The organism is Azospirillum sp. UENF 111221 (assembly GCF_058780625.1).
Genome location: NZ_JBSNCH010000003.1, coordinates 218,199 through 241,822, shown reverse-complemented (window position 1 = coordinate 241,822; position 23,624 = coordinate 218,199). Strand labels below are relative to the sequence as shown.

At 66.8% G+C, this 23,624-nt stretch carries 16 protein-coding genes and 2 pseudogenes; 5 read left to right on the top strand and 13 right to left on the bottom strand.

From position 1 onward, the window contains the following. Positions 1–21: 21 nt before the first annotated feature. Positions 22–1,311, bottom strand: a complete 1,290-nt coding sequence (gabT, locus tag ACWPN3_RS09570) for a 4-aminobutyrate--2-oxoglutarate transaminase (RefSeq protein ID WP_492243110.1) — start codon at positions 1,309–1,311, stop codon at positions 22–24. 23 nt (positions 1,312–1,334) lie between these two features. Then, positions 1,335–2,797: pseudogene (locus tag ACWPN3_RS09565) on the bottom strand (NAD-dependent succinate-semialdehyde dehydrogenase). A gap of 220 nt (positions 2,798–3,017) precedes the next feature. Between ACWPN3_RS09565 and ACWPN3_RS09560 the strand changes: the two are divergent. Then, positions 3,018–3,582, top strand: a pseudogene (locus ACWPN3_RS09560) (cupin domain-containing protein). A 45-nt stretch (positions 3,583–3,627) separates the two neighbouring features. Here the strand turns inward: ACWPN3_RS09560 and ACWPN3_RS09555 are convergent. The 5 genes from ACWPN3_RS09555 to ACWPN3_RS09535 all read right to left on the bottom strand — a co-directional run bounded on the left by ACWPN3_RS09555 (position 3,628) and on the right by ACWPN3_RS09535 (position 9,710). Then, positions 3,628–4,458 carry an ABC transporter permease gene (locus ACWPN3_RS09555; protein WP_492243109.1) on the bottom strand — a complete coding sequence of 277 codons (831 nt, stop codon included), beginning with the start codon at positions 4,456–4,458 and terminating at the stop codon, positions 3,628–3,630. Then, the gene (locus ACWPN3_RS09550; RefSeq protein ID WP_109450921.1) at positions 4,455–5,705 is read right to left on the bottom strand and encodes an ABC transporter permease; all 1,251 of its coding nucleotides are present in this window, start codon (positions 5,703–5,705) and stop codon (positions 4,455–4,457) included. Before ACWPN3_RS09550 ends, ACWPN3_RS09555 begins: the two co-directional genes overlap by 4 nt. Positions 5,706–6,017: 312 nt before the next feature. Next, the gene (locus tag ACWPN3_RS09545; protein ID WP_109095744.1) at positions 6,018–7,064 is read right to left on the bottom strand and encodes an ABC transporter substrate-binding protein; all 1,047 of its coding nucleotides are present in this window, start codon (positions 7,062–7,064) and stop codon (positions 6,018–6,020) included. Between the two features lie 67 nt (positions 7,065–7,131). Further along, complete coding sequence (locus ACWPN3_RS09540) at positions 7,132–8,241, bottom strand: ABC transporter ATP-binding protein (RefSeq protein ID WP_109095743.1); 1,110 nt, start codon at positions 8,239–8,241, stop codon at positions 7,132–7,134. Between the two features lie 362 nt (positions 8,242–8,603). Further along, complete coding sequence (locus tag ACWPN3_RS09535) at positions 8,604–9,710, bottom strand: TRAP transporter substrate-binding protein (RefSeq protein ID WP_109095742.1); 1,107 nt, start codon at positions 9,708–9,710, stop codon at positions 8,604–8,606. 455 nt (positions 9,711–10,165) lie between these two features. Between ACWPN3_RS09535 and ACWPN3_RS09530 the strand changes: the two genes are divergently transcribed. Further along, positions 10,166–11,857, top strand: coding sequence for a diguanylate cyclase domain-containing protein (locus tag ACWPN3_RS09530; protein ID WP_492243108.1), 1,692 nt, complete (start codon positions 10,166–10,168; stop codon positions 11,855–11,857). A gap of 14 nt (positions 11,858–11,871) precedes the next feature. Here ACWPN3_RS09530 and ACWPN3_RS09525 read toward each other — a convergent pair whose 3' ends face one another. The 3 genes from ACWPN3_RS09525 to ACWPN3_RS09515 all read right to left on the bottom strand — a co-directional run bounded on the left by ACWPN3_RS09525 (position 11,872) and on the right by ACWPN3_RS09515 (position 16,456). Continuing rightward, entirely contained in the window at positions 11,872–12,942 is a 1,071-nt protein-coding gene (locus tag ACWPN3_RS09525; protein WP_492261295.1) for a zinc-binding metallopeptidase family protein, read from the bottom strand. Between the two features lie 67 nt (positions 12,943–13,009). After that, on the bottom strand, positions 13,010–15,376 hold the full coding sequence (glgX, locus tag ACWPN3_RS09520; RefSeq protein WP_492243106.1) for a glycogen debranching protein GlgX: 2,367 nt from the start codon (positions 15,374–15,376) through the stop codon (positions 13,010–13,012). 108 nt (positions 15,377–15,484) lie between these two features. Beyond that, positions 15,485–16,456 (bottom strand): LysR substrate-binding domain-containing protein, encoded by a 972-nt coding sequence (locus tag ACWPN3_RS09515; RefSeq protein ID WP_492261294.1) that lies wholly within the window; start codon positions 16,454–16,456, stop codon positions 15,485–15,487. Positions 16,457–16,577: 121 nt separating this feature from the next. Between ACWPN3_RS09515 and ACWPN3_RS09510 the strand changes: the two genes are divergently transcribed. Then, the gene (locus ACWPN3_RS09510) at positions 16,578–18,029 is read left to right on the top strand and encodes a catalase (protein ID WP_492243104.1); all 1,452 of its coding nucleotides are present in this window, start codon (positions 16,578–16,580) and stop codon (positions 18,027–18,029) included. Between the two features lie 198 nt (positions 18,030–18,227). Here ACWPN3_RS09510 and ACWPN3_RS09505 read toward each other — a convergent pair whose 3' ends face one another. Both ACWPN3_RS09505 and ACWPN3_RS09500 read right to left on the bottom strand, forming a co-directional pair. After that, positions 18,228–18,968, bottom strand: a complete 741-nt coding sequence (locus ACWPN3_RS09505) for a methyl-accepting chemotaxis protein (RefSeq protein ID WP_492261293.1) — start codon at positions 18,966–18,968, stop codon at positions 18,228–18,230. Further along, the gene (locus ACWPN3_RS09500) at positions 18,910–20,196 is read right to left on the bottom strand and encodes a cache domain-containing protein (protein WP_492261292.1); all 1,287 of its coding nucleotides are present in this window, start codon (positions 20,194–20,196) and stop codon (positions 18,910–18,912) included. The genes ACWPN3_RS09505 and ACWPN3_RS09500 overlap by 59 nt, the downstream gene beginning before the upstream one ends. Before the next feature lie 493 nt (positions 20,197–20,689). On the opposite strand from ACWPN3_RS09500, the gene ACWPN3_RS09495 reads away from it, so the two are divergent. After that, the gene (locus tag ACWPN3_RS09495; protein WP_247872751.1) at positions 20,690–21,082 is read left to right on the top strand and encodes a hypothetical protein; all 393 of its coding nucleotides are present in this window, start codon (positions 20,690–20,692) and stop codon (positions 21,080–21,082) included. Between the two features lie 232 nt (positions 21,083–21,314). Next, complete coding sequence (locus tag ACWPN3_RS09490) at positions 21,315–22,388, top strand: transglycosylase SLT domain-containing protein (protein ID WP_492243102.1); 1,074 nt, start codon at positions 21,315–21,317, stop codon at positions 22,386–22,388. A gap of 31 nt (positions 22,389–22,419) precedes the next feature. Here the strand turns inward: ACWPN3_RS09490 and ACWPN3_RS09485 are convergent, their stop codons facing one another. Continuing rightward, complete coding sequence (locus ACWPN3_RS09485) at positions 22,420–23,445, bottom strand: hypothetical protein (RefSeq protein WP_492243101.1); 1,026 nt, start codon at positions 23,443–23,445, stop codon at positions 22,420–22,422. Between the last annotated feature and the right edge of the window lie 179 nt (positions 23,446–23,624).

Genomic DNA, 23,624 nt, shown 5'->3' with positions numbered 1-23,624 from the left:
AGGAGCGGGAGGGGGAGGTTATTACGCCGACACCAGTTCTTCCAGCGACCGCTCGATGATGTCCAGGCCTTCATCGACCAGGGCGTCCGAGGCGGTCAGTGGGACCAGGATGCGAATGACATTGGCGTAGGTGCCGCAGGACAGCAGGATCAGGCCCTTTTCCGCTGCCTTGGCGACCAGCGCCTTGGTCAGGTCGGCGGCCGGCTCCTTGGTCTCGCGGTCGGTCACCAGCTCCATGGCGACCATGGCGCCCAGGTTGCGGACATCGCCGATCACCGACAGGCTGTTGCGCTGGGCCATGGTGCGGAAGCGGCCGGCGATGCGCTCGCCGAGCTGCTCGCTGCGCTCGACCAGCTTCTCTTCCTCGATGACGTTGATGACGGCCAGTGCTGCGGTGGTCGCCAGCGGGCTGCCGGCATAGGTGCCGCCCAGGCCGCCGGGGATCGGGGCATCCATCAGCGCCGCCTTGCCGGTCAGCGCCGACAGCGGGAAGCCGCCGGCCAGGCTCTTCGCCATGGTGACGAGGTCCGGCTCGATCCCGGCATGCTCGAAGGCGAACATCTTGCCGGTGCGGGCGAAGCCGGTCTGGATCTCGTCGACGATCATGACGATGCCGTGCTTGTCGCAGACCGCGCGCAGCGACTGGAGGAAGGACGGGCTGGCGATGTTGAAGCCGCCCTCGCCCTGCACCGGCTCGATGATGATCGCGGCGACGCGGGCCGGATCGACGTCGGACTTGAACAGGGTGTCCAGCGCCTTCAGGCTCTCCGCCTCGCTGATGCCGCGGTAGGCGTTGGGGAACGGCACATGGAAGATCTCGGCCGGGAACGGACCGAAGCCGACCTTGTAGGGAACGACCTTGCCGGTCAGGCCCATGGTCAGCAGCGTGCGGCCGTGGAAGCCGCCGGAGAAGGCGACCACGCCCGGACGGCCGGTGGCGGCGCGGGCGACCTTGACGGCGTTCTCGACCGCCTCGGCGCCGGTGGTGAAGAAGGCGGTCTTCTTCGGCGTCGAGCCGGGGACCAGCGCGTTCAGCTTCTCCGCCAGCTCGACGAAGCTGTCATAGGGCGTGACCATCGCGCAGGTGTGGGTGAAGCGGTCGAGCTGGGCCTTCACCGCCTCCATCACCTTCGGGTGGCGATGGCCGGTGTTCAGCACGGCGATGCCGCCGGCGAAGTCGATGAAGCGCTTGCCCTCAATGTCCCACATCTCGGCGTTCTCGGCGCGGTCGATGTAGAAGGGCATGCCGGCGGAAATGCCGCGGGAGACGGCGGCCTCGCGACGGGCGACGAAGGACTGGTTGGTGCTCATGGTCTGTTTTCCTTTGACGACAGTCAGGCGCCGAGGCCGACGCAGAGATATTTGACTTCCATGAAATCATCGAGGCCGTACTTGGAGCCTTCGCGGCCGATGCCGGACTCCTTGACGCCGCCGAAGGGGGCCACCTCGGTCGAGATGATGCCCTCGTTGATGCCGACGATGCCGTATTCCAGCTTTTCCGCCACGCGCCAGACGCGGCCGATATCGCGGCTGTAGAAATAGGCGGCAAGCCCGAACTCGGTGTCGTTCGCCATGCGGATGGCGTCCTCTTCCGTCTCGAACTTGAACAGCGGGGCGACCGGGCCGAAGATCTCCTCGCGGGCGACGCGCATCTCGGTGGTGATGCCGGTCAGGATGGTCGGCTCGAAGAAGGTGCCGCCCAGCGCGTGGCGCTTGCCACCGAGAGCGACGGTGGCGCCCTTCTCCAGCGCATCGCCCATCAGCTCTTCGACCTTGGCGATGGCGTCGGCGTTGATCAGCGGACCCTGGGTGACGCCCGGCTCGGTGCCGTCGCCGACCTTCAGCGCCTTGACCGCCTCGGCCAGCTTGGCGGCGAAGGCGTCATAGACGCCGGCCTGGACCAGCAGGCGGTTGGCGCAGACGCAGGTCTGGCCGGCATTGCGGTACTTCGACGCCATGGCGCCCTTGACCGCCTCGTCCAGGTCGGCGTCGTCGAAGACGATGAAGGGGGCGTTGCCGCCCAGCTCCAGCGACACCTTCTTGACCGTGCTGGCGGCTTGGCGCATCAGCAGCTTGCCGACCTCGGTCGAGCCGGTGAAGCTGACCTTGCGGACGATGGGGCTGGTGGGTCAGCTCGTTGCCGATGGCGGCCGGCTCGCTGCCCATGACGATGTTGAAGACGCCGGCCGGGAAACCGGCGCGCTCGGCCAGTTCGGCCAGCGCCAGGGCGGACAGCGGGGTGTCCTCGGCCGGCTTGACCACCACGGTGCAGCCGGCGGCCAGCGCCGGAGCCACCTTGCGGGTGATCATGGCGTTCGGGAAGTTCCACGGCGTGATCGCCGCGACGACGCCGATGGCCTCCTTCAGTACGACGATGCGCTTGTTGGCGGCGAAGCTTGGGATCACGTCGCCATAGGCGCGCTTGCCCTCCTCCGCGAACCACTCGATGAAGGACGCGCCATAGACGACCTCGCCGCGCGATTCGGTCAGCGGCTTGCCCTGCTCGGCGGTCATCAGCTGGGCCAGATCCTCCTGCGCCGCCAGGATCAGCTCGTACCAGCGGCGCATGATTGCCGCGCGCTCCTTGGCGGTCTTGGCCTTCCAGCCCGGCAGGGCGGCATTGGCGGCGTCGATGGCCTCGCGCGTCTCGGCGGCGCCCATGTCGGACACCTCGGCGATGACGGCGCCGGTGGCGGGGTTGGTGACCGGGAAGCTCTTCCCGGAGTTCGGCCGCGCGCCACGCACCGTTCACGTAGCCCTTGGTTCGGAGAAGGCCCTGGTCGTTCAGCGACAGCATGTTCGATCCGCCCTGGATGAAGGATTTATGGAACCGGCCGGCCGCACCCGGCGAAAACTTCCTTGGCAATCAAGGATTTCCTGCGCGGGGGCCTGGACCTTGGAGAGAAGCCTACCATGTTTAATAAATTAAACAACCCCTGTTTAGCTGTTCATATTCTGATGACGGGGTTGCGCGAATGGGCTATTGCCTAGAGCGGGTGAGGAGCAGGAGTCCGGTGATGGAATTCGATGTCGGCGCCAGGTTGAAGCAGATCCGCGAACAGCATGGGCTGTCCCAGCGGGCGCTCGCCCAGCGAGCCGGAGTGACCAACGGCACGATCTCGCTGATCGAGCAGAACCGCAGCAGCCCGTCGGTGTCGTCGCTGCGCAAGGTGCTTCAGGGAATCCCGATGACCCTGGCCGAATTCTTCTCCTCCGATGACCTGCCGCCGCCCGAGCAGATTCTTCAAGGGCGGCGAGCTGATCGAACTGGCCGGCGAACTGAAGGGCACGGTCGGCCAGGTTTCCTTCCGTCAGGTCGGCGACCTGCGCAGCCGCAACCTGCAAATCCTTCACGAACGCTACGCCCCTGGCGCTGACACCGGCCGCACCATGCTGCAACACGAGTTCGAAGAGGGCGGCATCGTCATCAAGGGCCAGATCGAGCTGACGGTGGGTGACCGCAAGCAGCTTCTCGGCCCCGGCGACGCCTATTTCTTCGACAGCCGCGTGCCGCACCGCTTCCGCAACGTCGGCGACATCGAGTGCGAACTGATCAGCGCCTGCACCCCGCCCTATCTGTGAGCGGGATCGGGGAAGAGTACATTCTCCTCCCCGTCATCGACTCCCCTACTCCGCGTTCCCCTTCAGCCGCTCGTTGCGCCGGCGCAGGATTTCCAGCGTCGACAGCATGCAGACCGAGATCACCGTCAGCACCACCGCCACCGCGGTGATGGTGGGGCTGATGTTCTCGCGGATGCCGCTGAACATCTCACGCGGCAGCGTGCGCTGCTCCGGCCCGGCGAGGAACAGCACCGTCACCACCTCGTCGAAGCTGGTGGCGAAGGCGAACAGCGCACCCGACGCCAGGCCCGGCAGGATCAGCGGCAGGATCACCTTGCGGAAGGTCAGCAGCGGCGGCGCCCCCAGCGAGGCGGCGGCCTTCGCCAAGGTCATGTCGAAGCTCTGCAAGGTCGCCGACACGGTGATGACGACGAAGGGGGTCGCCAGCGCGGTGTGGACCAGGATCAGGCCGAGATAGTTGCCGGTCAGCCCCAGCGGCGCGAAGAAGAAATAGACGCCGACCGCGGTGATGACGACCGGGACCACCATCGGCGACAGCACGATGGCCAGCACCAGCGGCTTCCACTTGCTCTTCCACTGGGCCAGCCCCAGCGAGGCCAGCGTGCCCAGCGCCATCGACAGCATGGACGACGCCACGCCGATGATGACGCTGTTCTTCAGCGCGTTCATCCAGCGCGCGGAACCGAGGAAATCCTCGTACCAGCGCAGCGACAGGCCGGGCAGCGGATAGGTCAGGTAGGTGCTGGAGCTGAAGGAGAGCGGCACGATCGCCAGGATCGGCGCCATCAGGAAGATGAACACCAGCGTGGAGGCGACGATTGTCGCGATCCAGGCGAAACGCTGGCTGGCGGTCTGGGGGGAATGGTTCGCGCTCAATTCTTCAGACCTCCCGTCGTCTGGCGGCCGAGCGCCAGCTTGCCGTAGACAACCGCCAGCACCAGCGTGGAGAGCAGCAGAACCGCACCCAGCGCCGAGGCGAGGCCCCAGTTGACCGTTTCCGTGGTGTAGAAGGCGATGAAGGACGAAATCATCTGGTCGGCCGCCCCGCCGACCAGTGCCGGCGTGATGTAGTAGCCGATGGCCAGGATGAAGACGAGCAGGCAGCCGGCGCCGATGCCCGGAATGGTCTGCGGCAGGTAGATGCGCATGAAGGCGGTCGCCGGCGGCGCGCCGAGCGAGGCGGCGGCCCGCATGTAGGCCGGCGAGATGCCGCGCATGACGCTGTAGAGCGGCAGGATCATGAAGGGCAGCAGCACATGGGTCATCGCCATGTAGACGCCGAAGCGGTTGTAGATCAGCCGCATCGGCTCGTCGATCACGCCCAGCCATTGCAGCGAGCCGTTGACGATGCCCTCGCTCTGCAGGATCACGATCCAGGCGCAGGTGCGCACCAGGAGCGAGGTCCAGAAGGGCAGCAGCACGAAGATCATCAGCAGGTTCGACCGGCCGGTCGGCAGGTTCGCCAGCAGATAGGCGACCGGGAATCCCAGGATCAGGCAGAGCGCGGTGACGCCGAAGCCGATGGTGAAGGTGCGGATGAAGACGTCGCGGTAGATCGCCTGATCCGGCGGGGCGGCCACGATGGCGCCGTCGGTGTTGCGGGTCAGGTCGACCGCGGCCAGCAGGTAATAGCTGGTGACCGGGCCACTGGCACTCTTGATCGCCGTCCAGCTTTCGCGCTCGCCCCAGGCGGGCGAGAGGCCGATCAGCGTCTCCTTCGCGGTGCCGGGAGCGGGCTGCTCCTTCAGCTTGCGCGCGGTGGACAGCAGCGTCGTGCGGTAGCCGTTGACGATGTAGTTCAGCCGCTTGGCCGCGACGGCCAGCGTTCCGGCCTCGCGCGCGGTGCGCATGTCGGCGGCGAGCGCGGCGAAGGCGGCCTCGTCGGGCAGGCCCTGGCCGTTCCAATGCTCCAGCGCCGCGACGGTCTGCGGCATCACCTGCGGCACCTCCCAGTCGTCCGCGGACTTCCAGATCATGCCGGCGAGCGGCACGACGAAGGTGAACAGCAGGAAGGCCAGCAGCGGCAGCACCAGACCCAGCGCACGGAACTGCCGGGCCCGCTCGGCCCGTTTCAATCGACGCTTCAACGGCACGTCGGCGCCGGCAACGAATGCGGCTGTCATCGGCATTGTCCTGTTGGAAAGACGCAGGTGCATAGAGCCCCAAAAAGCCGGGACCATCCCCTCTCCCCCCGGGGAGAGGGTGAGGGCGAGGGGGACGCATGGCGTCCGGTCACCGAAGGGCGGGAAATAGTCCGCCAAAAAAAACTTAAGTGGGGGAGGCGCTTATCGGCCCGACGCGTGCCGCTGTGCATCCCCCTCACCCCGACCCTCTCCCCGCTTTCGGCGGACCAAAGGTCCGCCTGTCGCGTCAGCGCAAACGAAGTTTGCGCGTGAGCGGGGGAGAGGGGGTATGAGGTGGCCCTCAGATAAAGCTTACTTGGCCGCCCACTTGTTGAAGCGCTCGGTCAGGCGGTCGATGTTCTCCAGCCAGAAGTCGGTGTTGATCTCCACCGCGCTCTTCATGTTGTCCGGCGCGGTCGGCAGGTCGGCCAGGACCGCCTTGGACAGCAGCGCCGGGGCCTTCTTGTTCGAGGTGCCGTAGGCGATGCCTTCGGACAGCTTGGCCTGGTTCTCCGGCTTGCCGACGAAGCTCAGGAACTTGTAGGCGGCATCGACGTTCGGGCTGCCCTTCAGGATGACCCAGCTGTCGACGGTGTAGAGCGCGCCGTTCCACACCATGCCGAAGTTCTTGCTTTCCTTCTTGTTGGCGGCGTCGATGCGGCCGTTGTAGACCGAGGTCATCGCCACTTCGCCAGACGCCAGCAGCTGCGGCGGCTGGGCGCCGGCCTTCCACCAGACGATGTCGTTCTTGATGGTGTCGAGCTTCTTGAAGGCGCGGTCGATGCCGGCCTCGGTGCCGAGCACCTTATAGACGTCGGCCGGCGCCACGCCGTCGGCCATCAGCGCGATTTCAAGCGTGGTCTTGGCACCCTGGCGCAGGCCGCGCTTGCCCGGATACTTCTTGGTGTCGAAGAAATCGGCCCAGCTCTTCGGCGCGTCCTTCAGCTTGTCCTTGTCGTAGCCCAGGACGAAGTCATAGACGATGGCGCCGACGCCGCAGGCGTTGACGGTCGACGGCAGATAGGAATCCTCGCCGCCGATCTTGGAGAAGTTCATCTTCTCGTACAGGCCCTCGTCGCAGCCGAGCGCCAGCTCCTCGCTCTCGACCTGCACCACGTCCCAGGTCGAGGCGCCGCCCTGGACCTTGGCGCGCAGGACGCCGACGCCGCCGTCCCAGGACTCGTCGTTCATCGCCGTGCCGGTGGCCTTGAACGGCTCGAAATACACCTTCTTCTGGACGTCCTGATAGGCGCCGCCCCACGACACGACGGTGAGGTCGCGGGCGCTGGCCGCCGATGACAGGGCCGTGAGGGCGGTGAAGGTCGCAGCGAAACCGAGAGCCACCTTAATCTTCGACATGATCCCCGTCCTTATTCGTCGTGGTTGTTGTTGCTGGAAGGCACCCTGGTGCTGAGGAACCACGTCCTCAGACCGGATCGAGCGCCCGGCAGTCCTCCGGGCGGAAAGCGATGTAGACGTCCTGGCCCGGCGCCAGGCCGGCATAGGAGCCGGCCGGCAGCTTGACCATGAATTCCGGGTTGGCCGGGGTGCTCAGCACCGCCAGCGTGTGGTCGCCGAGATAGATCAGGTCGGTCAGCGTCGCCGGCAGACGGTTCATCGTGCTGTCGCCGCTGTCGCCGGTCTCGATCGCCACGCGTTCCGGGCGGAGCGACAGCGAGGTGCGGTTGCCGGCGCCGCCGATGTTCACCGCCTGCGCCACCACCGAACCGCCGGCATCCAGCGCGACCCGCGCCCAGCCCTGTTCGATATTTTCGACAACCCCGCTCAGAACATTGTTCTCGCCGATGAAGTTGGCGACGAAGCTGTTCACCGGCCGCTCGTACAGCGCATCCGGCCGGTCGATCTGCTGGACGATGCCGTCGTTGAAGACCGCGATGCGGTCGGACATCGTCAGCGCCTCGCCCTGGTCGTGGGTGACGTAGACGACGGTCAGGCCCATCGTCTCGTGCAGGCGCTTGATCTCCAGCTGCATATGCTCGCGCAGGCGCTTGTCCAAGGCACCCAGCGGCTCGTCCATCAGCACAAGCGCCGGGTTGAAGACCAGGGCGCGGGCGAGCGCCACGCGCTGCTGCTGGCCGCCCGACAGCTGGCCGGGACGGCGGCCGGCGAGGTTGCCGAGCTTGATCATGTCGAGCGCGGCCCGAACCCGGTCCTTGGTTTCCGCCTTGGAAATGCCGCGGACCGACAGCGGAAAGGCGACGTTTTCCTCGATGGTCAGGTGGGGAAACAGGGCGTAGTTCTGGAAGACCATGCCGATGTCGCGCTTGTGCGGCGGCACGTTCTTGATCGGCCGGTCGCCGATGAAGATGTCGCCATGGGTCGGCACCTCGAACCCGGCCAGCATCATCAGCGTGGTGGTCTTGCCCGACCCCGACGGCCCGAGCAGCGTCAGGAACTCGCCCTTGCGGATGTCGAGATCGAGGCTTTTCACCACGAGATGCTCGCCATCGTAGGTCTTCTGCACCCCGGTGAAGCGCACCAGGGTATCTGTCGTCGCGATCATCCCGCCGTCCATCCGTCCGCTCCCGTCACAGGCGACCTGCGGCCGGGTACGCCACCCCGGCCCGGTCCGTCTTTGTGGCCCTGACGGTAACACGCGTTTAAGAAAATAGACAAGAGGAATGACTATGTCTTGATCAATTCAACAGTTTGCCGATTTTTTGTGCAAATGCGAAGGCGATGCCCACGCTTAGACCGGCAGTGTGCTCCATCCGCGTGCGATTGAGAAGACCGATGATCGAGATAGCGGACATACGGCGGCGTGAAAATCAGTGTTTGCCATGAAGGCAGGGGCAAATCGCCGCAGGCGACCCGCCCCTGCCTTCATATCGTTGCCCGAAGGTACCGACCGGTGGCCGGCGCCTTCGGGCAATGCGGTCAGCGCTGCTGCGCCGCCTGGCTGTAGACGAAGCTGTCGAAGCCGTTCTCGGCGACGCGGAACCACAGGCGCTCCTGCTCCAGGAACGGCTTCCAGCCGTCATAGACCTTCTTGAAGCGGGGATTGCTGGCGGCCAGCTTGTCGTAGAATTCGAACGCCGCCTTCTCGCAGGCCTGCATCATGTCGCGCGGGAAGGGACGCAGGATGGCGCCGGCACCGACCAGACGCTTCAGCGCCGCGGCGTTCAGCGTGTCATACTTGGCGATCATCCAGCTGTTCGCCTCCCAGCAGGCCTGCTCCAGGATGGTCTGGTAGGATTTCGGCAGCTGTTCCCAGGCCTGCATGTTGAACATCAGCGGGATCTGGGCCGAGCCTTCCCACCAGCCGGGGTAGTAGTAGTATTTGGCGACCTTGTGGAAGCCGAGCTTCTCGTCGTCATAGGGACCGACGAACTCCGCCGCGTCGATGGTGCCGCGTTCCAGCGCCGGATAGATGTCGCCGCCGCCGAGTTGCTGGGGCACGAGGCCGAAGGGCGTCAGGATCTGGCCGACCAGACCGCCGATGCGCATCTTCAGGCCCTTCAGGTCGTCCAGGCTCTTGATCTCCTTGCGGAACCAGCCGCCCATCTGGGCGCCGGTGTTGCCGGCGGGGATGTGGTGGATGTTGTAATCCTTGAACACCTCCCGCATCAGCTCCAGCCCGCCGCCATGCATCATCCAGGCGATGTGCTGGCGGGTGTTCAGGCCGAAGGGCATGGCGGTGTCGAAGCAGAAGGTCGGATCCTTGCCGACATAGAAATAGGCCGCCGACTGGCCGCACTCGACCGTGCCGTTCTGCACGGCGTCCAGCACCTGCAACGCCGGCACGATCTCACCGGCCGCGAAGGTGCGGATCTGGAACTTGCCGTCGGTGGCGTCGGACACCCGCTTGGCGATGAATTCGGCCGCGCCATAGATGGTGTCGAGGCTCTTGGGATAGCTCGACGCCATGCGCCACTTGATTTCGGGCTGGGAGGATTGCGCGATGGCCGGAGCCGCGACAGTCCCGGCGGTCCCGGCGGCGGCAAGGCCGACGCCGGCGCTGGTGAGAAACGCACGCCGTTTCATGATGAGGACTCTTCCCGATCTTATGGTTCGTTGGGCCACCATGATAGCGCAACCAACCCTTCGGGGAATCCCTCCATTGACGGGGCGGCGTGGTTTGGAGGAAGATTCTTGCGGCGCAAACGAAAAATCCAGCCTCATCGGGCTGGATTTTCGGCGACGCAGCATTATTTGTTGTTTCTATCGCCTTTCAGGCGTTTCCTCCCTAAACTCGGGCCGCGGCTGTATTGCTAGCGGCCTTTTCCTTTTTACGCAATATGCTGAAAGTCAGCTTTGCGAACTTTTTTGATCGCCATGCGCTCGAAACGGGTCCGCAGCGCGACCGGATACGCCCGCAGATTGCACAGCAAAGTCATGGTTCCGCTTGACCCTTTATAAAGGGCTGGGATGATAGAGCGTCGCTACAGACCGTTCCTCATCCGGCCTGGGCCGAGATCGCCCGAAAGGATCATGCCACGATGACGGCCATTGGACAGCCGAGCGCCAGCGCTGCCGGAGAGAGCAGCAGACCGGCCCGCAAGCCGGGCCACGCCATCGGCCTGCGAACGACCGTTGCGGTCACCGTGGCCGTCCTGCTGCTCGGCTCGACGCTGGTGAAGGGGCTGGTGGTCGGCAACGGTGCGGCGGATGCGCTGGCGAAGGAGGTCGGCAACTCGATGACCGGGCTGGCGCAGTCGCTGGCCCGGCAGCTCGATTCGACCATGTGGGCGCGCGCCAACCAGATCGCCGCGCTGTCGCGCATCGACGCGCTGAAGGACCCGGCGGTGGCGCAATCGACCATCGACGAGCTGAAGCGCCGCGACCCGACCATCGCCTGGATCGGCATGACCGATGTGAACGGACGGGTGGTCGCCGCGTCCAACGGGTTGCTGATGGGGGCCGACATTTCCACCCGGCCGGTCCACCAGGAAGGCATGAAGGGTCTCTATGTCGGCGACGTGCACGAGGCGGTGGCGCTGCGCGGCAAGGTGCCTTACCTGGAAGGCGAGACGCCGAAATTCGTCGACGTGTCCGCCCCGCTTCAGAAGGCGGACGGCAGCACCGTGGGCGTGCTGGCGACCCATTACAGCTGGGAGTGGGCGCATGCCCTGATCCGTCAGCTGGTCGAGCCGCTCGCCGACCACAAGGGGCTGACGCTCTACATCCTGTCGGCCGACGGAACCGTGCTGATCGGGCCCGATTCGGCCGTCGGCAAGCCCCTGCCGGTGGCGACGCTGAACTCCAGGCTGCGCGACGGCTGGCGCAGCGAGGTCTGGCCCGACGGCATCACCTATGTGACCGGCGTCGCCCATGGCAGGGGGCTGCACGATTACGCCGGGCTGGGCTGGACCGTCGTCGCCAGCCAGCCGGCCGACATCGTCAATGCCGAGACCGACCGCCTGCGGGCGATGATCATCGGGTCGGGCGCGCTGCTGGCCCTGCTGTTCAGCGGGATCGGCTGGATCGCCGCCGGCCGCATCGCCCGGCCGCTGGGTGCCATCGCCGATGCCGCCGAGCAGATCGGCAAGGGCGAGCGCGGCGTCGCCATCCCCGATGTCGGCGGTGCGGCGGAGATCCGCCGGCTTTCGGCGGCGCTGCGCGACATGATCGACAGTCTGACCAACAAGGATGCCGCGCTGATGCGGCTGGAGGACATCGCCTACGAGGACCGGCTGACGGCTCTGCCGAACCGGCGCTATTTCGAGCAGTATGTCGAGGCCTCCACCGGCACCGGCGGCGGCTCGGCGACGGTGATGTACATCGATCTCGACGGTTTCAAGCCGGTGAACGACCGGCTGGGCCACGATGCCGGCGATGTCGTGCTGCGCCAGATCGGCGGCCGGCTGGCCAGCATCTTCCGCGACGACGACGTGGTCGCCCGGCTGGGCGGCGACGAGTTCGCCGCCGTGCTTCCCCGCCGCGCCGGCCGGCCGGCCCCGGACACCACGGAGCTGGCCGCCCGGATCATCGCCGCCGTCAACGAGCCGGTGTCGTTCAACGGCGAGCGAATCAGGGTCGGCTGCTCCATCGGCATCGCCTCGTGGCCGGAGGACGACCGCGACATGGCGACGGTGATGCGCCACGCCGACGCCGCGCTTTACAAAGCGAAGCGCGACGGGCGCAACCGCGCGGTGCGCTGGCTTCGGTCGGTGATGGGGGCGCAGGGTTAGGGAGCCGGCATCCGTTACAGCCCCCGCACCATCCCGTTCATGAAGCCCAGCTTCTCGATCACCGTGGGCGACAGGATGAAGGGGTAGAGGTCCGGCTGGCCCATGCTGCGGTTCAGGCTGTTGACCGCATAGGTCAGCGGCAGCCAGGGGTCGATCAGATCCTCGATCCGCCGGGCCCGGTGCGGGTTGAAGTCGACCTCCGCCTCCAGTTCCGCCCCCTCGGTGATGCGCGGCCGGATCTTCAGCCCGAAGGCGCGGGCGGTCTCCAGCGTGTCGACGATGTGCAGGTAGTGCGCCCAGGTCTCGGCAAAATCCTCCCACGGGTGGGCGGTGGCATAGGTGCTGACGAAGTTGGCCTGCCAGTCGGTCGGCGCGCCGTTGGCGTAATGGCGCTTCAGCGCCTCACCGTAATCCTCCCGCTCGTCGCCGAACAGGGCGCGGAACCGCTCCAGCAGCGCCGGATCGTCGCGCACCAGACGGTCCCAGATGTAATGGCCGATCTCGTGCCGGAAATGGCCGAGCAGAGTGCGGTAGGGCTCGCCCATGTCGGTGCGGCGCTTCTCGCGCTCGGCGTCGTCGGCCTCGGCGACATTGATGGTGATCAGGCCGTTGGCATGGCCGGTCAGCACCGGCGTCACCGTGCCGTCGGGCGCCACCGTGTCGGACAGGAAGTCGAAGGCCAGCCCCTCCTCCGGATTCTCGATCCGGGTCTGCAAGGGCAGCTTCAGGTTGGTCAGGGTGTAGAACAGGTGGTGCTTGGCCAGCTCCAGCTTGCGCCAGCGCGTCAGGTTGTCGGTGTCGGACAGGTCGGGAATGATGTGGTTGTGCCGGCAGGCGGCGCAGTGGGTGTCGGCCGAATCGGCCGGCAGCATCCAGTTGCAGGCGTCCAGTTCGGCGTTCGCGCAGAATTTGTAGAGCGGTTCGCTGGTGGCGAGCGCACTCCACACCCCGTCATGGTCGGTGGGGTCGATGGCCGACAGGGTTCCGACATCCGGCAGATAGCCGAGCCGGTAGCCGCAGCGTTCGCACAGCGTGTTCTCGAAATAGAGAGGCTGGTGGCAGTTCTGGCATTCGTAGAGTTTCATGGCGGGCTGTCCGGGGTCCGGGAGGCCCCCTCTCCCTTGCAAGGAGAGGGGGAAACAAGGCGATGGGTCAGGTGGATGTCTTCGCGGGGGCTTCGCCCGTCGCCGGTGCGGGCTCCGCAACCGCTTCTGCCTCGGCCGGTTCCTTCGTCTCCGCAGGCTCCACGGCCTCCGACGGCTTCGCCGTCTCAATGGTCTCCGACGGCTTCGCCGTCTCCGCGCTCTCCTCGCCGAAGGACAGGGTCGGGCTTTCGGCGACGTTGCGCAGGGCACGGGCGGCGCGGCGGAGCGCGAAGGAGGTCTTGCCGTCCGGCTCCAGCGCCAGCAGCAGCAGCGAGCGGCCGGTCACCATATAGCCCTCGCCGGTGTTGACGCGCGGCACCTCGTCCGGGTCGGGCAGGTTGGTGTCGAGCAGGCAACGCCAGACGCTGCCACCGGTCACCTCCGGCAGGGTGAACTCCACCACGTCATGGTGGGAGTTGATGACCAGCAGCAGGGTGGCGTCCATCGCCGGGCGCTTGATGCCGCTGGCTTGGCCGCGGCCGTCCAGCAGCATGCCGAGGCAGCGGGCGTTGCCGTCGTGCCAATGGCTCTCGTCCATCTCGTCGCCGGCGGGGGTCAGCCAGGTGACGTCCTTGACGTCGAACTCTGCATTGTATTCGCCCGACAGGAAACGGCCGCGGCGCAGCATGGGGAAGGACTGGCGGATCGCGATGACGCGGCGGACGAACTCGATCAGCGACTGGCCGTCCTCGTCGATGTCGTCCCAGTTCAGCCAGGCCGTTTCGTTGTCCTGGCAGTAGGCGTTGTTGTTGCCGTGCTGGGTGTTGCCGAACTCGTCGCCGGCCAGCAGCATCGGCGAACCCTGCGACAGCAGCAGCGTCGCCAGCAGGTTGCGCTTCTGCCGTTCGCGGAGCGACCTGATCTCCGGATCGTCGGTCGGCCCTTCCGCCCCATGGTTCCAGGACAGATTGTGGGAGTGGCCGTCGTTGTTGTCCTCGCCGTTCGCCTCGTTGTGCTTGTCGTTGTAGGAGACGAGGTCGTTCAGCGTGTAGCCGTCATGGGCGGTGATGAAGTTCACACTGGCCCAGGGCTTGCGCCCACGCTTGTTGAAGACGTCGCCCGAACCGCAGAGCCGCGGCGCCACCTCCGGCAGCTTGCCCTCGTCGCCCTTCCAGAAGGCGCGGACGGTGTCGCGGAACTTGTCGTTCCACTCCGCCCAGCCCGGCGGGAAGTTGCCGACCTGATAGCCGCCGGGACCGCAGTCCCACGGTTCGGCGATCAACTTGACGCTGTTGAGGATCGGGTCCTGCAAACAGCTGTCGAGGAAGCCGCCGCCCTCGTCGAAGCCATACGGTTCGCGGCCGAGGATCGTGGCGAGGTCGAAGCGGAAACCGTCGACATGCATCTCCGTCGCCCAGTAGCGGAGGCTGTCGGTCACCATCTGCAACACGCGCGGGTGGCTGAGATTGACGGTGTTCCCTGTCCCCGTCTCGTTGATGTAGTAGCGCTTCTGGTCCGGGAGCAGGCGGTAGTAGGAGGCGTTGTCGATGCCCTTGAAGGACAGGGTGGGCCCGCGCTCGTTGCCCTCGGCCGTGTGGTTGTAGACGACGTCGAGGATCACCTCCAGCCCGGCATTGTGGAGATGGGCGACCATCTCCTTGAATTCCTTGATGGTGTTGCCCGACGCGGCATAGCGCGGCTCCGGCGCGAAGAAGCCGATGGAGTTGTAGCCCCAGTAGTTGGCGAGATTCTTGTCGACCAGATGCTGGTCCTGGACGAAGGCATGGACCGGCAGCAGCTCAACCGAGGTGACGCCGAGCGACTTGATGTAGTCGACGACCTCCTTCACCGCCATGCCGCCATAGGTGCCGCGCAGGCTGTCGGGCACCGCCGGATGCAGCTTGGTGAAGCCCTTCACATGGGTTTCGTAGAAGATGGTGCGGTCCCAGGCGGTGCCGGGCTTCAGGTCGCGGCCCCAGGTGAAGGCGGGGTCGATCACCTTGCACTTGGGCATGAAGGGCGCGCTGTCGCGCTCGTCGAAGGTCAGGTCGTCGCCCGATTCCATCACATAGCCGAAATGGGCCGGGTTCCAGCGGATCTCGCCGACCAGCTCCTTGGCATAGGGGTCCAGCAGCAGCTTGTTCGCGTTGAAGCGGTGGCCGTTCTCCGGCTCGTAGGGGCCATGCACGCGGTAGCCGTAAAGCAGGCCGGGGCGGGCGTCGGGCAGATAGCCGTGCCAGATCTCGTTGGTGAATTCGGGAAGCTCGATGCGCTCAAGCTCCTCCTCGCCGCTTTCATCGAACAGACACAGTTCGACCTTGGTCGCGTTCGCGGAAAACAAGGCGAAGTTGACGCCAAGCCCGTCCCATGTCGCGCCCAGAGGAAAGGGCAATCCTTCACCGAGCCGCGTTGCCTGTTTCAGGATATTTGCCATGATCGCCCGTTTCTCCGCCTGGATCGAAAGTCATTCCCGCGTCACTGGACAGTGAGAGGCGCGGGCCGAGCCTTCAACCCAGCCGATGGGCGCTTGTTCCTTCCGGCCTCAGTCATCTCTTCGGGATAGAACGGATTCCGTGCCCGGCGGCAGAGTGCGGCGCAGCAAGGCCGCCAGATCATGCAGGCCGCGGTCGCGCGGATCGCTGCTGCGCCAGACCAGACCGATGACGCGGCCGGGCGGCCGCCCCCCTGCGGATGCCCCGTCGAAGGGACGGTAATCGACCAGCCCGCCGACGGTCGCGGTCCGGCCCTCCTCCCCCCTGGTCGCCAGCAACGGCATCAGCGTGCAGCCCGCCCCGGCCGCCACCATGTGGCGCAGGGTTTCCAGCCCGGTCGCATGCACGCCGCCGCCCCGCGCGCTGAGGCCGCAGGCGGCCAGCGCCTGATCGCGCAGGCAATGCCCCTCCTCCAGCAGCAGCAGCTCCGCCGGATCGAGATCGCCCAGCGACAGGTGGGGAGCGCCGCACAGGCGATGGCCGGCGGGGTGGGCGAGCAGGAAAGGCTCGAAGAACAGCGCTTCGGCGGCCAGCCCGTCGCCGTCCACCGGCAGGGCCAGCAGCACGGCGTCGAGCCGGCCGTCGCGCACCTCCTCCAGCAGAGTTTCGGTGCGGCCCTCCGACAGGATCAGCGTCAGGTCGGGCCATGCGTCGCGCAGTTGCGGCAGGATATGCGGGAACAGATAGGGGCCGAGCGTGTGGATCGCCGCCAGCCGCAGCCGGCCGGTCAGCGCCCCGTCCGACCCGTCGGCCAGCGCCAGCAGGCGCCGCGCCTCTTCCAGCACGACGCGGGCCTGGGCGACGATGGCCTCGCCGCGCGGGGTCAGCAGGACCTTGCGGCTGGTCCGCTCGAACAGGGAGAGGCCGAGCAACTCCTCCAGCTTGCGGATCTGGGCGCTCAGCGACGGCTGGCTGACAGCGCAGCGTTCGGCGGCCCGGCCGAAATGGCGCAGCTCGGCGACGGCGACCACATATTCCAGGTCACGCAGGGACAGGCCGGAGAGATTGCCGGAGACATTCATAGACGATGCCTATTGGTGCATTTCCTTCTATGTCTTGGATATATCGTTCAAGACGCCGGATAACCAGGGGCGAGACAATGATGCCGCTTCAGGCAACACCGCCCCAACGAGGATGACCCGGATGAGCACCCTGACCACCAGCTTCGGCCAGCCCGTTCCCGACAACCAGAATTCGCTGAGCGCCGGGCCGCGCGGTCCGCTGCTGCTCCAGGACTTCCACCTGATCGAGAAGCTGGCCCACTTCAACCGCGAACGCATTCCGGAGCGCGTGGTGCATGCCAAGGGCGCCGGCGCCTACGGCACCTTCCGCGTCACCCGCGACGTGACGGCGTGGACCAAGGCCGCCTTCCTGTCGGGCGTGGGCAAGGAGACGGGCGTCTTCCTGCGCTTCTCCACCGTCGGCGGCGAGAAGGGGTCCGCCGAAGCCGCCCGCGACCCGCGCGGCTTCGCGGTGAAGTTCTATACGGAAGAGGGCAATTACGATCTGGTCGGCAACAACACGCCGGTCTTCTTCCTGCGCGATCCGCTGAAGTTCCCGGACTTCATCCACACCCAGAAGCGCAACCCGGCCACCAACCTGAAGGATCCCACCGCGATGTGGGACTTCTTCTCCCTGTCGCCGGAGACCATGCACCAGTTGACCATCCTGTTCAGCGACCGCGGCACCCCACGCGGCTATCGCCACATGGACGGCTTCGGCAGCCACACCTTCTCGTGGATCAACGCGGCGAACGAACGCTTCTGGGTCAAGTACCACTTCAAGACCCGCCAGGGCATCCAGAACCTGACCGCCGGGCAGGCGGAGACCATGAGCGGCATCGACCCCGACCACGCCACCCGCGACCTGTACGCCGCCATCGAGGACGGCGACTTCCCGGCCTGGACCGTATCGGTGCAGATCATGCCGGAGGTCGAGGCCGACGCCTACCGCATCAACCCGTTCGACCTGACCAAGGTGTGGCCGCATGCCGACTACCCGCTGGTCGAAATCGGCGAGCTGGTGCTGAACCGCAACCCGGAGAATTTCTTCGCCGAGACCGAGCAGTCGGCTTTCAGCCCGGCCAGCGTGGTGCCCGGCATCTCCTTCAGCCCGGACAAGATGCTGCAGGGCCGGCTGTTCGCCTATGCCGACGCCCATCGCTACCGGCTGGGCGGCAACTATGCCACCATCCCGGTGAACAAGCCGCAGGGCTGCCCGGTCCACAACTACCAGCGCGACGGCGCCATGCGCACCGACGGCAACGGCGGCGGCCGGCCGAACTACGAGCCGAACAGCTTCGGCGGTCCGACCCAGACCGGCGTGGCGAGCGAGCCGCCGCTGCGCATCAGCGGCGACGCCGCCCACTACGACCACCGCGAGGGCAACGACGACTATGCCCAGGCAGGAGCCCTGTTCCGCCTGATCGGCGGGCAAGCGCAGGACCGTCTGATGGACAACATCGCCGGCAGCCTGCGCAACGCCCCGCTGAACATCCAGCAGCGCCAGCTGAACCATTTCCTGGCCGCCGACCCCGCTTATGGCGAGGGCGTGGCCAAGCGGCTGGGCCTGACCGTGGCGCAGTCCGCCGAATAACCCGATTGTAAGGTGAGTTTCCCGGCCCTTTCGCTGCGTCGCGCAAGGGCCGGCTTCGAGATGCCGCGCCTGCCCCCGCGGGCGCCGGCATGATTGCCGGCATCCTGCCGCGAATTTCCCCCGACTGACTTGCAGCCCTCTTCCCGGCGACCGGGAGGGAGCTTTTTCTGTGAAGACCGCCCGCCGACCGGCTGTGCGCTATGCCGCCCGGACATTGTCGAGGAAGCCCTTGACCTCGGCCGCCAGGACCTCCGCCTGATGCGACAGTTCCTGGGCTGCACCGAGGACCTGTGCCGCCGCCGCCCCGGTTTCATTGGCAGCCTCGCGAACACTGACGATGTGCGAGGACACCTCCTGCGTTCCGACGGCCGCCTGCTGGACATTGCGCGAGATTTCCTGCGTGGCGGTGCCTTGTTCCTCAACCGCCGCAGCGATCGCCGAGGCGATCTCACTGATCTCGCCGATCACCCCGCCGATCCCCTTGATGGCGTCGACGGCGCCATCCGAATCCTGCTGCATCTGGGAAATCTGCTGCCTGATCTCCTCCGTCGCCCGCGCGGTCTGGGTGGCGAGCGCCTTGACTTCGGAAGCCACCACGGCGAAGCCCTTCCCGGCTTCACCGGCCCTTGCCGCCTCGATGGTCGCGTTCAAGGCCAGGAGATTGGTCTGGCTCGCGATATCCTGGATCAGATCCACGACCTGCCCGATCCGCTTCGCGCTGTCGGCCAGCTTGCGCACGGCTTCGTCGGTCTGCCTCGCATCGGTCACGGCATTGCCCGCCACGCTTTGCGACTGCGACGCCTGGCTGCCGATTTCGGTGATGGAGGCGGCAAGCTCCTCGGTCGCCGCCGCCACCGTCTGGACATTGGCGGACGTCTGCTCAGAGGCCGCGGCCACCGCGGCGGATTGCCGGTTCGTCTGCTCCGCGGTGGTTGACATCGACCCTGCGGACGCCTCCATTTCCGTCGCCGCCGAGGATACGGCCCCGACCAGACGGCCGACCCTCTCCTCGAAACGGTCGGCAAGGTCGAGCATCGCCGCCCGCCGGTCCTCCTGCGCCCGCTGCTTCAGAATCTCCTGCTCGGCCCGCAGCGCCTCGGTTCTCGATCATGCCGCGGCGGAAAACCTCGAGCGCGTCCGCCATGGCGCCGATCTCGTCGCGGCGCCCGATCCCGGAAACGCGGATATCGGTGTTCCCCCTGGCGAGGTCGCCCATCGACTCGGTCATCCCCTGGATGGGACGCGCAATACCCCGGTTCACCAGCCAGGCAACGCCGAGCGCCACCGCGAGCACCGCCAATCCGATCAGGATCGCCGAGGTCCGCGCTTCCACAATTTCCGTGTCGAACGCGCTCCGGTCCATCGCGATGGTGTAGAAACCGATGGCGGTTCCGCGATAGTCGCGGACGGGAGCGAGCCGGACGGCATAATTGGCGCCGCCGAGCTGGTAGGTTTGCACTTCCGATTCCCGGATCAGCGCGTCCTTCATCCGGTCCTGGCCGAGGGCGAGCGCCTCGCGGAAGGTCGAGGCGAAGGTTTCGAAGCCTCCGTCCTTCACGGTATGGAACGCGACCTCGGCACCGGTCTCCTTGTGGAACGCCTCGAAAAACGGCTTGCCGAAGGAAAGGCCGACCTCGAAGGAGCCGATCTGGGCACCCTGGCTGACCATCGGCACGACGCCGCGGATGCCAAGGCCTTCCACGCCGTTCTCCAGCCCGAAGACCGGCTTGTGGGTCCTGTTCACCTCGACCACGGTGAAGCGGAACGAGGACAGGTCATCGCCGAATTTCTCCGGTCGATGAACCCGCAGGAACGATACCGATGCCGGTGTGTGGAACTGCATCTGGGTGATGCCGTGCTGTTCCTTGAGATCCTTGAACCCCTGCACGAGCATGCCCGCAAGACGGTTGCGGTCCTGAGCGGCGAACGCAGCCTGGATTTCCCCGTTCCCCGCCAGCGCCTGGGCAAGGGTCAGGGCACGCCGGGCCTCGCTCGCGACATTTGCATCCAGGAATTCCTGCAACGTCTTCAGTTGATTGTCGGCGGCATGTTCGACGAGCAGGCGGCTGAGCCACAAGTTGCTGAGTGTGGTCGCACCGACCGCCAGCACGACGCTTCCCGCCAGAGCAACCGCCAAACGGGCACCGATCTTCATTCCGCGGAACATGGTCGCTCTCCTGGGTGTACCGCAGGATCGGGTAGAGCTGCCCTGGCCTTCGCCCGGCCATACCGTCTCTGCATACCATAATAGTATGCTACGGCCGGAAATAATGAAGAAAGCCCTAACTGTATTTGGGGAGTGACCACAGCTTCACAGGAACGCTCGGTCCTGCTCCGGCAACATCTTGATCAGAGGCAGTATTAGTGGCGCATCATGTGCACAGATCTTCAGCACTTGTGCCCAAAGCGACGCCGGAAACCATGCCCCTATCCCGAGTTCCTCTGGCGGACCACCCGACGTCTTGCCTCTCCCGGGAAAGCCAAATGCCCTGCCCTCCCCCACCCAAACGGTGTGGCCCCCGCTTGGGGGCAGACAAAGCGGCGGTCGGCGTCCTAAAGTCCGCCTTCGGCGCGACAGCTTCGATGACGGAATGGGACGGGACCGCGACACCGACAGACCCAATGGGGAGCAATCCGGCGGGGAACGATCCACCAGCGCCTTGACCGGCAAGGGGCTGGACACCCTGCTGGCGGCGGCGGAGACGCTGCCGCATGCGCCGGAAGATGCGTGGCGGCTCGACCTGCTGCGGGTGGCGCTGCGCATCGCCCGCTCCACCGAGGACATCGCCGACCTGGAACGCGCCAACCTCGCCTTCAAGGCGCTGCCGCGCCGGCTGCGCAACCCGCTGGTCGACCGCGCCGCCATGCTGGCCCGGCGCGAGGCGGAGCGCGCCCAGATGACCGAGGAGCCGGAGGACGCGCCGAAGCCCGGCGGGCTGCTGGGCGGGCTGTTCGGGCGCGGCGGCGGCCGGCCGAGCCGGAAGACCGCCAAGGAGCGGCTGATGCGCGAACTCGCCACCCGCCGCGATCCGGACGACGATCGCGAAAGCTGAGGGCCGCGAGAGTTGATGGCCTGAAAATCCGGTGATGGAAATCCCGCCATAGGCCGCACCGGACGGCAGATGCCCGGACGGCCGCTTGCGCGTCCGAAGGACTGGAATGCCCCTCCCCCTCCGCGCTCTCCGGCCGCGTCGAAGGTCACAGCTGGGACGGTTTACGGCGGGCCGGGAATGTGCAAATGTCCTTACCTCCAAATCGGGCTTATCCAAAAGATTGAACTGAACGATGACCGGGGGTTCCGTGCGTCGCCTGAAGCCGTTGCTGACCTGTGCCGCCCTGACCGCGCTGCTGAGCGCCTGCGCCAGCGGGGGCGGCTCGCATCGCGTTGCCTCTCCGGAGGAAGTCGACGCCCATGTCGCGGAAGCCTCCAAGCGGTTCGACATGCCGGAGCTGTGGATCCGCGAGGTGATCCGCCAGGAGAGCGGCGGGCGCACCACCGTCAACGGCAAACCCATCGTCAGCAAGGCCGGCGCCATGGGCCTGATGCAGGTGATGCCCGCGACCTATGACGAGATGCGGCGCAAGCACAATCTGGGCTCCGACCCCTTCGATCCGCATGACAACATCATCGCCGGCACCGCCTACCTGCGCGAGATGTACAATCTGTTCGGCGCACCGGGCTTCCTCGGCGCCTACAATTGCGGTCCCGGCTGCTACGGCGACTATCTGGCCGGCAAGCGCACCTTGCCGGGCGAGACCAAGCGCTACATCGCGTCGGTCGGGCCGCGGCTGAACCGCACCCCGGCCCCCAACGGCGCCGACATCGTGCTGGTCAGCGCGCCGCCGGTCACCTCGTCCGATTCGCCGCCGGATTACGGCTCGCCCTACGCCCGGCCGTCCTCCTCCTATTCGGCGCCCGTCAATCCGGCGCCATCCTACACGCCGCCCGCCAGCAGCCGGCCGGCAGCCAGCCGCCCACCGATCGCGGTGGCGGCCCTGCCCGCTCCGGCACCGGCACCGACAGTCCGCGTGGTGGCACCCGACACCTCCACCCCCGATGCTCCGGCACCGCGGCCGGTGGCGACGATGGCGGGGGCGGCAACCGCCGGCGGTGGGGTGTGGACGGTGCAGCTCGGCGCCTTCCGCTCGCCCGACGACAGCCAGCGCGTGATCGACCGCGCCCGCAGCTCGGTGCCGGCGCTGTCGCGCTCGCAGCGGATCGTGCAGGCGGTGGACACCCAGACCGGGCCGCTCTACCGCGCCCGCCTGTCCGGCCTGTCGCAGCAGGACGCGGCCAACGCCTGCAACGGGCTGGTCAACCAGGGCATGGCCTGCTTCGTGGTGGCGCCGGGGGCCTGACCGGCCCCCGCCCCCTCGGCCCTGTTGCCGCTCAGCCTTCGCTGACGCGGCGGCAGCGTCGCTTGATCAGGGCCAGCGCCTCGTCCGCACGGTCGCCGCTCAGGTCGAACGACCGTTCGTCCAGCAGCACGCCGTCGGAGTTGTAGGCGCGCAGTTGCAGGCCGTCCGGCCCCTCGCTCACCGTCACGTCGAGGACGCCGTCGCCGGTCTCGTTGCCGGCGATGTCGAGGAAGTCGTTGACCTCGTCGAAGTTGGCATCCACATCGTCCGGCCAGACGCCTTCGGCGGTGAAGTCCAGCAGGTCGTTCAGACCGCCGACCGGCTCGCAGCGCTTGACCCGCGGGTCGGCGGCGCCGACCGCCTCGGCGAAGGCGGCCATCGACTGACGGATGCGCTCCTGCTCGATGGGATCGATCTCCATCTCCTGGCCCTCGCCGGTGAAGCCGAGGTTGAGCGGGTCGGGCATCGCCTCGCCATCCTGCACGGCATCCTCCTCGATCACCAGACCGACCACGCCGACGAGGCGGACGCCGGCGTCATCGGGAGATGCCACCAGATCCTGTTCGCGCACGAAGGCCTCCGCCGCCTCCGTCGAATCGATCAGGCGGCGCAGCAGGGTGCGGCGGTCGGCGGCCTCAAGGTAGGAGAGCGGTTCCGGGTCGAGCCACAGCGGCAGCAGGCGCATGTCGGACGCCTTCTCCAGCAGCCCGGCCGAATCCAGCGCGCGTTCGATGGTGTCGACCGACGGCGGCTCGTCCAGCCGGCCATCGACCTCCAGCGCCAGCCAGAACAGGGTCGACAGGGTCGGGTCGCCCTGCTCGTCGGTGCTCTGCGCCGTTTCCGAGAAGGCCTCGACCTCGTCCATGAAGTCGTAGCTCTCCTCCTCGCGCAGCTTGCCCACCGCGGCCTCGATCACGCCCTGGCGGTTGCCGTCCAGAACCTCGTCCAGCAGCGCGCCGAAGCGCTCGTCGTTGTTGCGCCACAGCCGGACCAGCCGGTCGGCCGGCGTCCCGCTGAACTGGCCGCCCTTGCCGTTGACTCCGTCCTTTTTCGCCATGATGCGCCCGTTCCTTTCTGAATTCACTCGTCCGGTCGGCGAGACCATAGGAGCGCCGCGCCGTCCTGTCGACCGCGATATGGTGACGGAATACCCGGCGGAGGGTGGTGCCCCCGACATCGCCCCAGCGACGATTGGCCCCTTCCCCGCCGACGGGAAAGGGGTAGGATTCCGGCACT

Excerpts from the sequence above, each read along its gene's own strand:
- gabT (WP_492243110.1), bottom strand. The coding sequence starts at position 1,311 with ATGAGCACCAACCAGTCCTTCGTCGCCCGTCGCGAGGCCGCCGTCTCC.
- ACWPN3_RS09550 (WP_109450921.1), bottom strand. The coding sequence starts at position 5,705 with ATGACAGCCGCATTCGTTGCCGGCGCCGACGTGCCGTTGAAGCGTCGA.
- ACWPN3_RS09545 (WP_109095744.1), bottom strand. The coding sequence starts at position 7,064 with ATGTCGAAGATTAAGGTGGCTCTCGGTTTCGCTGCGACCTTCACCGCC.
- ACWPN3_RS09540 (WP_109095743.1), bottom strand. The coding sequence starts at position 8,241 with ATGGACGGCGGGATGATCGCGACGACAGATACCCTGGTGCGCTTCACC.
- ACWPN3_RS09535 (WP_109095742.1), bottom strand. The coding sequence starts at position 9,710 with ATGAAACGGCGTGCGTTTCTCACCAGCGCCGGCGTCGGCCTTGCCGCC.
- ACWPN3_RS09530 (WP_492243108.1), top strand. The coding sequence starts at position 10,166 with ATGACGGCCATTGGACAGCCGAGCGCCAGCGCTGCCGGAGAGAGCAGC.
- ACWPN3_RS09525 (WP_492261295.1), bottom strand. The coding sequence starts at position 12,942 with ATGAAACTCTACGAATGCCAGAACTGCCACCAGCCTCTCTATTTCGAG.
- glgX (WP_492243106.1), bottom strand. The coding sequence starts at position 15,376 with ATGGCAAATATCCTGAAACAGGCAACGCGGCTCGGTGAAGGATTGCCC.
- ACWPN3_RS09515 (WP_492261294.1), bottom strand. The coding sequence starts at position 16,456 with ATGAATGTCTCCGGCAATCTCTCCGGCCTGTCCCTGCGTGACCTGGAA.
- ACWPN3_RS09510 (WP_492243104.1), top strand. The coding sequence starts at position 16,578 with ATGAGCACCCTGACCACCAGCTTCGGCCAGCCCGTTCCCGACAACCAG.
- ACWPN3_RS09505 (WP_492261293.1), bottom strand. The coding sequence starts at position 18,968 with ATGTCAACCACCGCGGAGCAGACGAACCGGCAATCCGCCGCGGTGGCC.
- ACWPN3_RS09500 (WP_492261292.1), bottom strand. The coding sequence starts at position 20,196 with ATGTTCCGCGGAATGAAGATCGGTGCCCGTTTGGCGGTTGCTCTGGCG.
- ACWPN3_RS09490 (WP_492243102.1), top strand. The coding sequence starts at position 21,315 with ATGACCGGGGGTTCCGTGCGTCGCCTGAAGCCGTTGCTGACCTGTGCC.
- ACWPN3_RS09485 (WP_492243101.1), bottom strand. The coding sequence starts at position 23,445 with ATGGCGAAAAAGGACGGAGTCAACGGCAAGGGCGGCCAGTTCAGCGGG.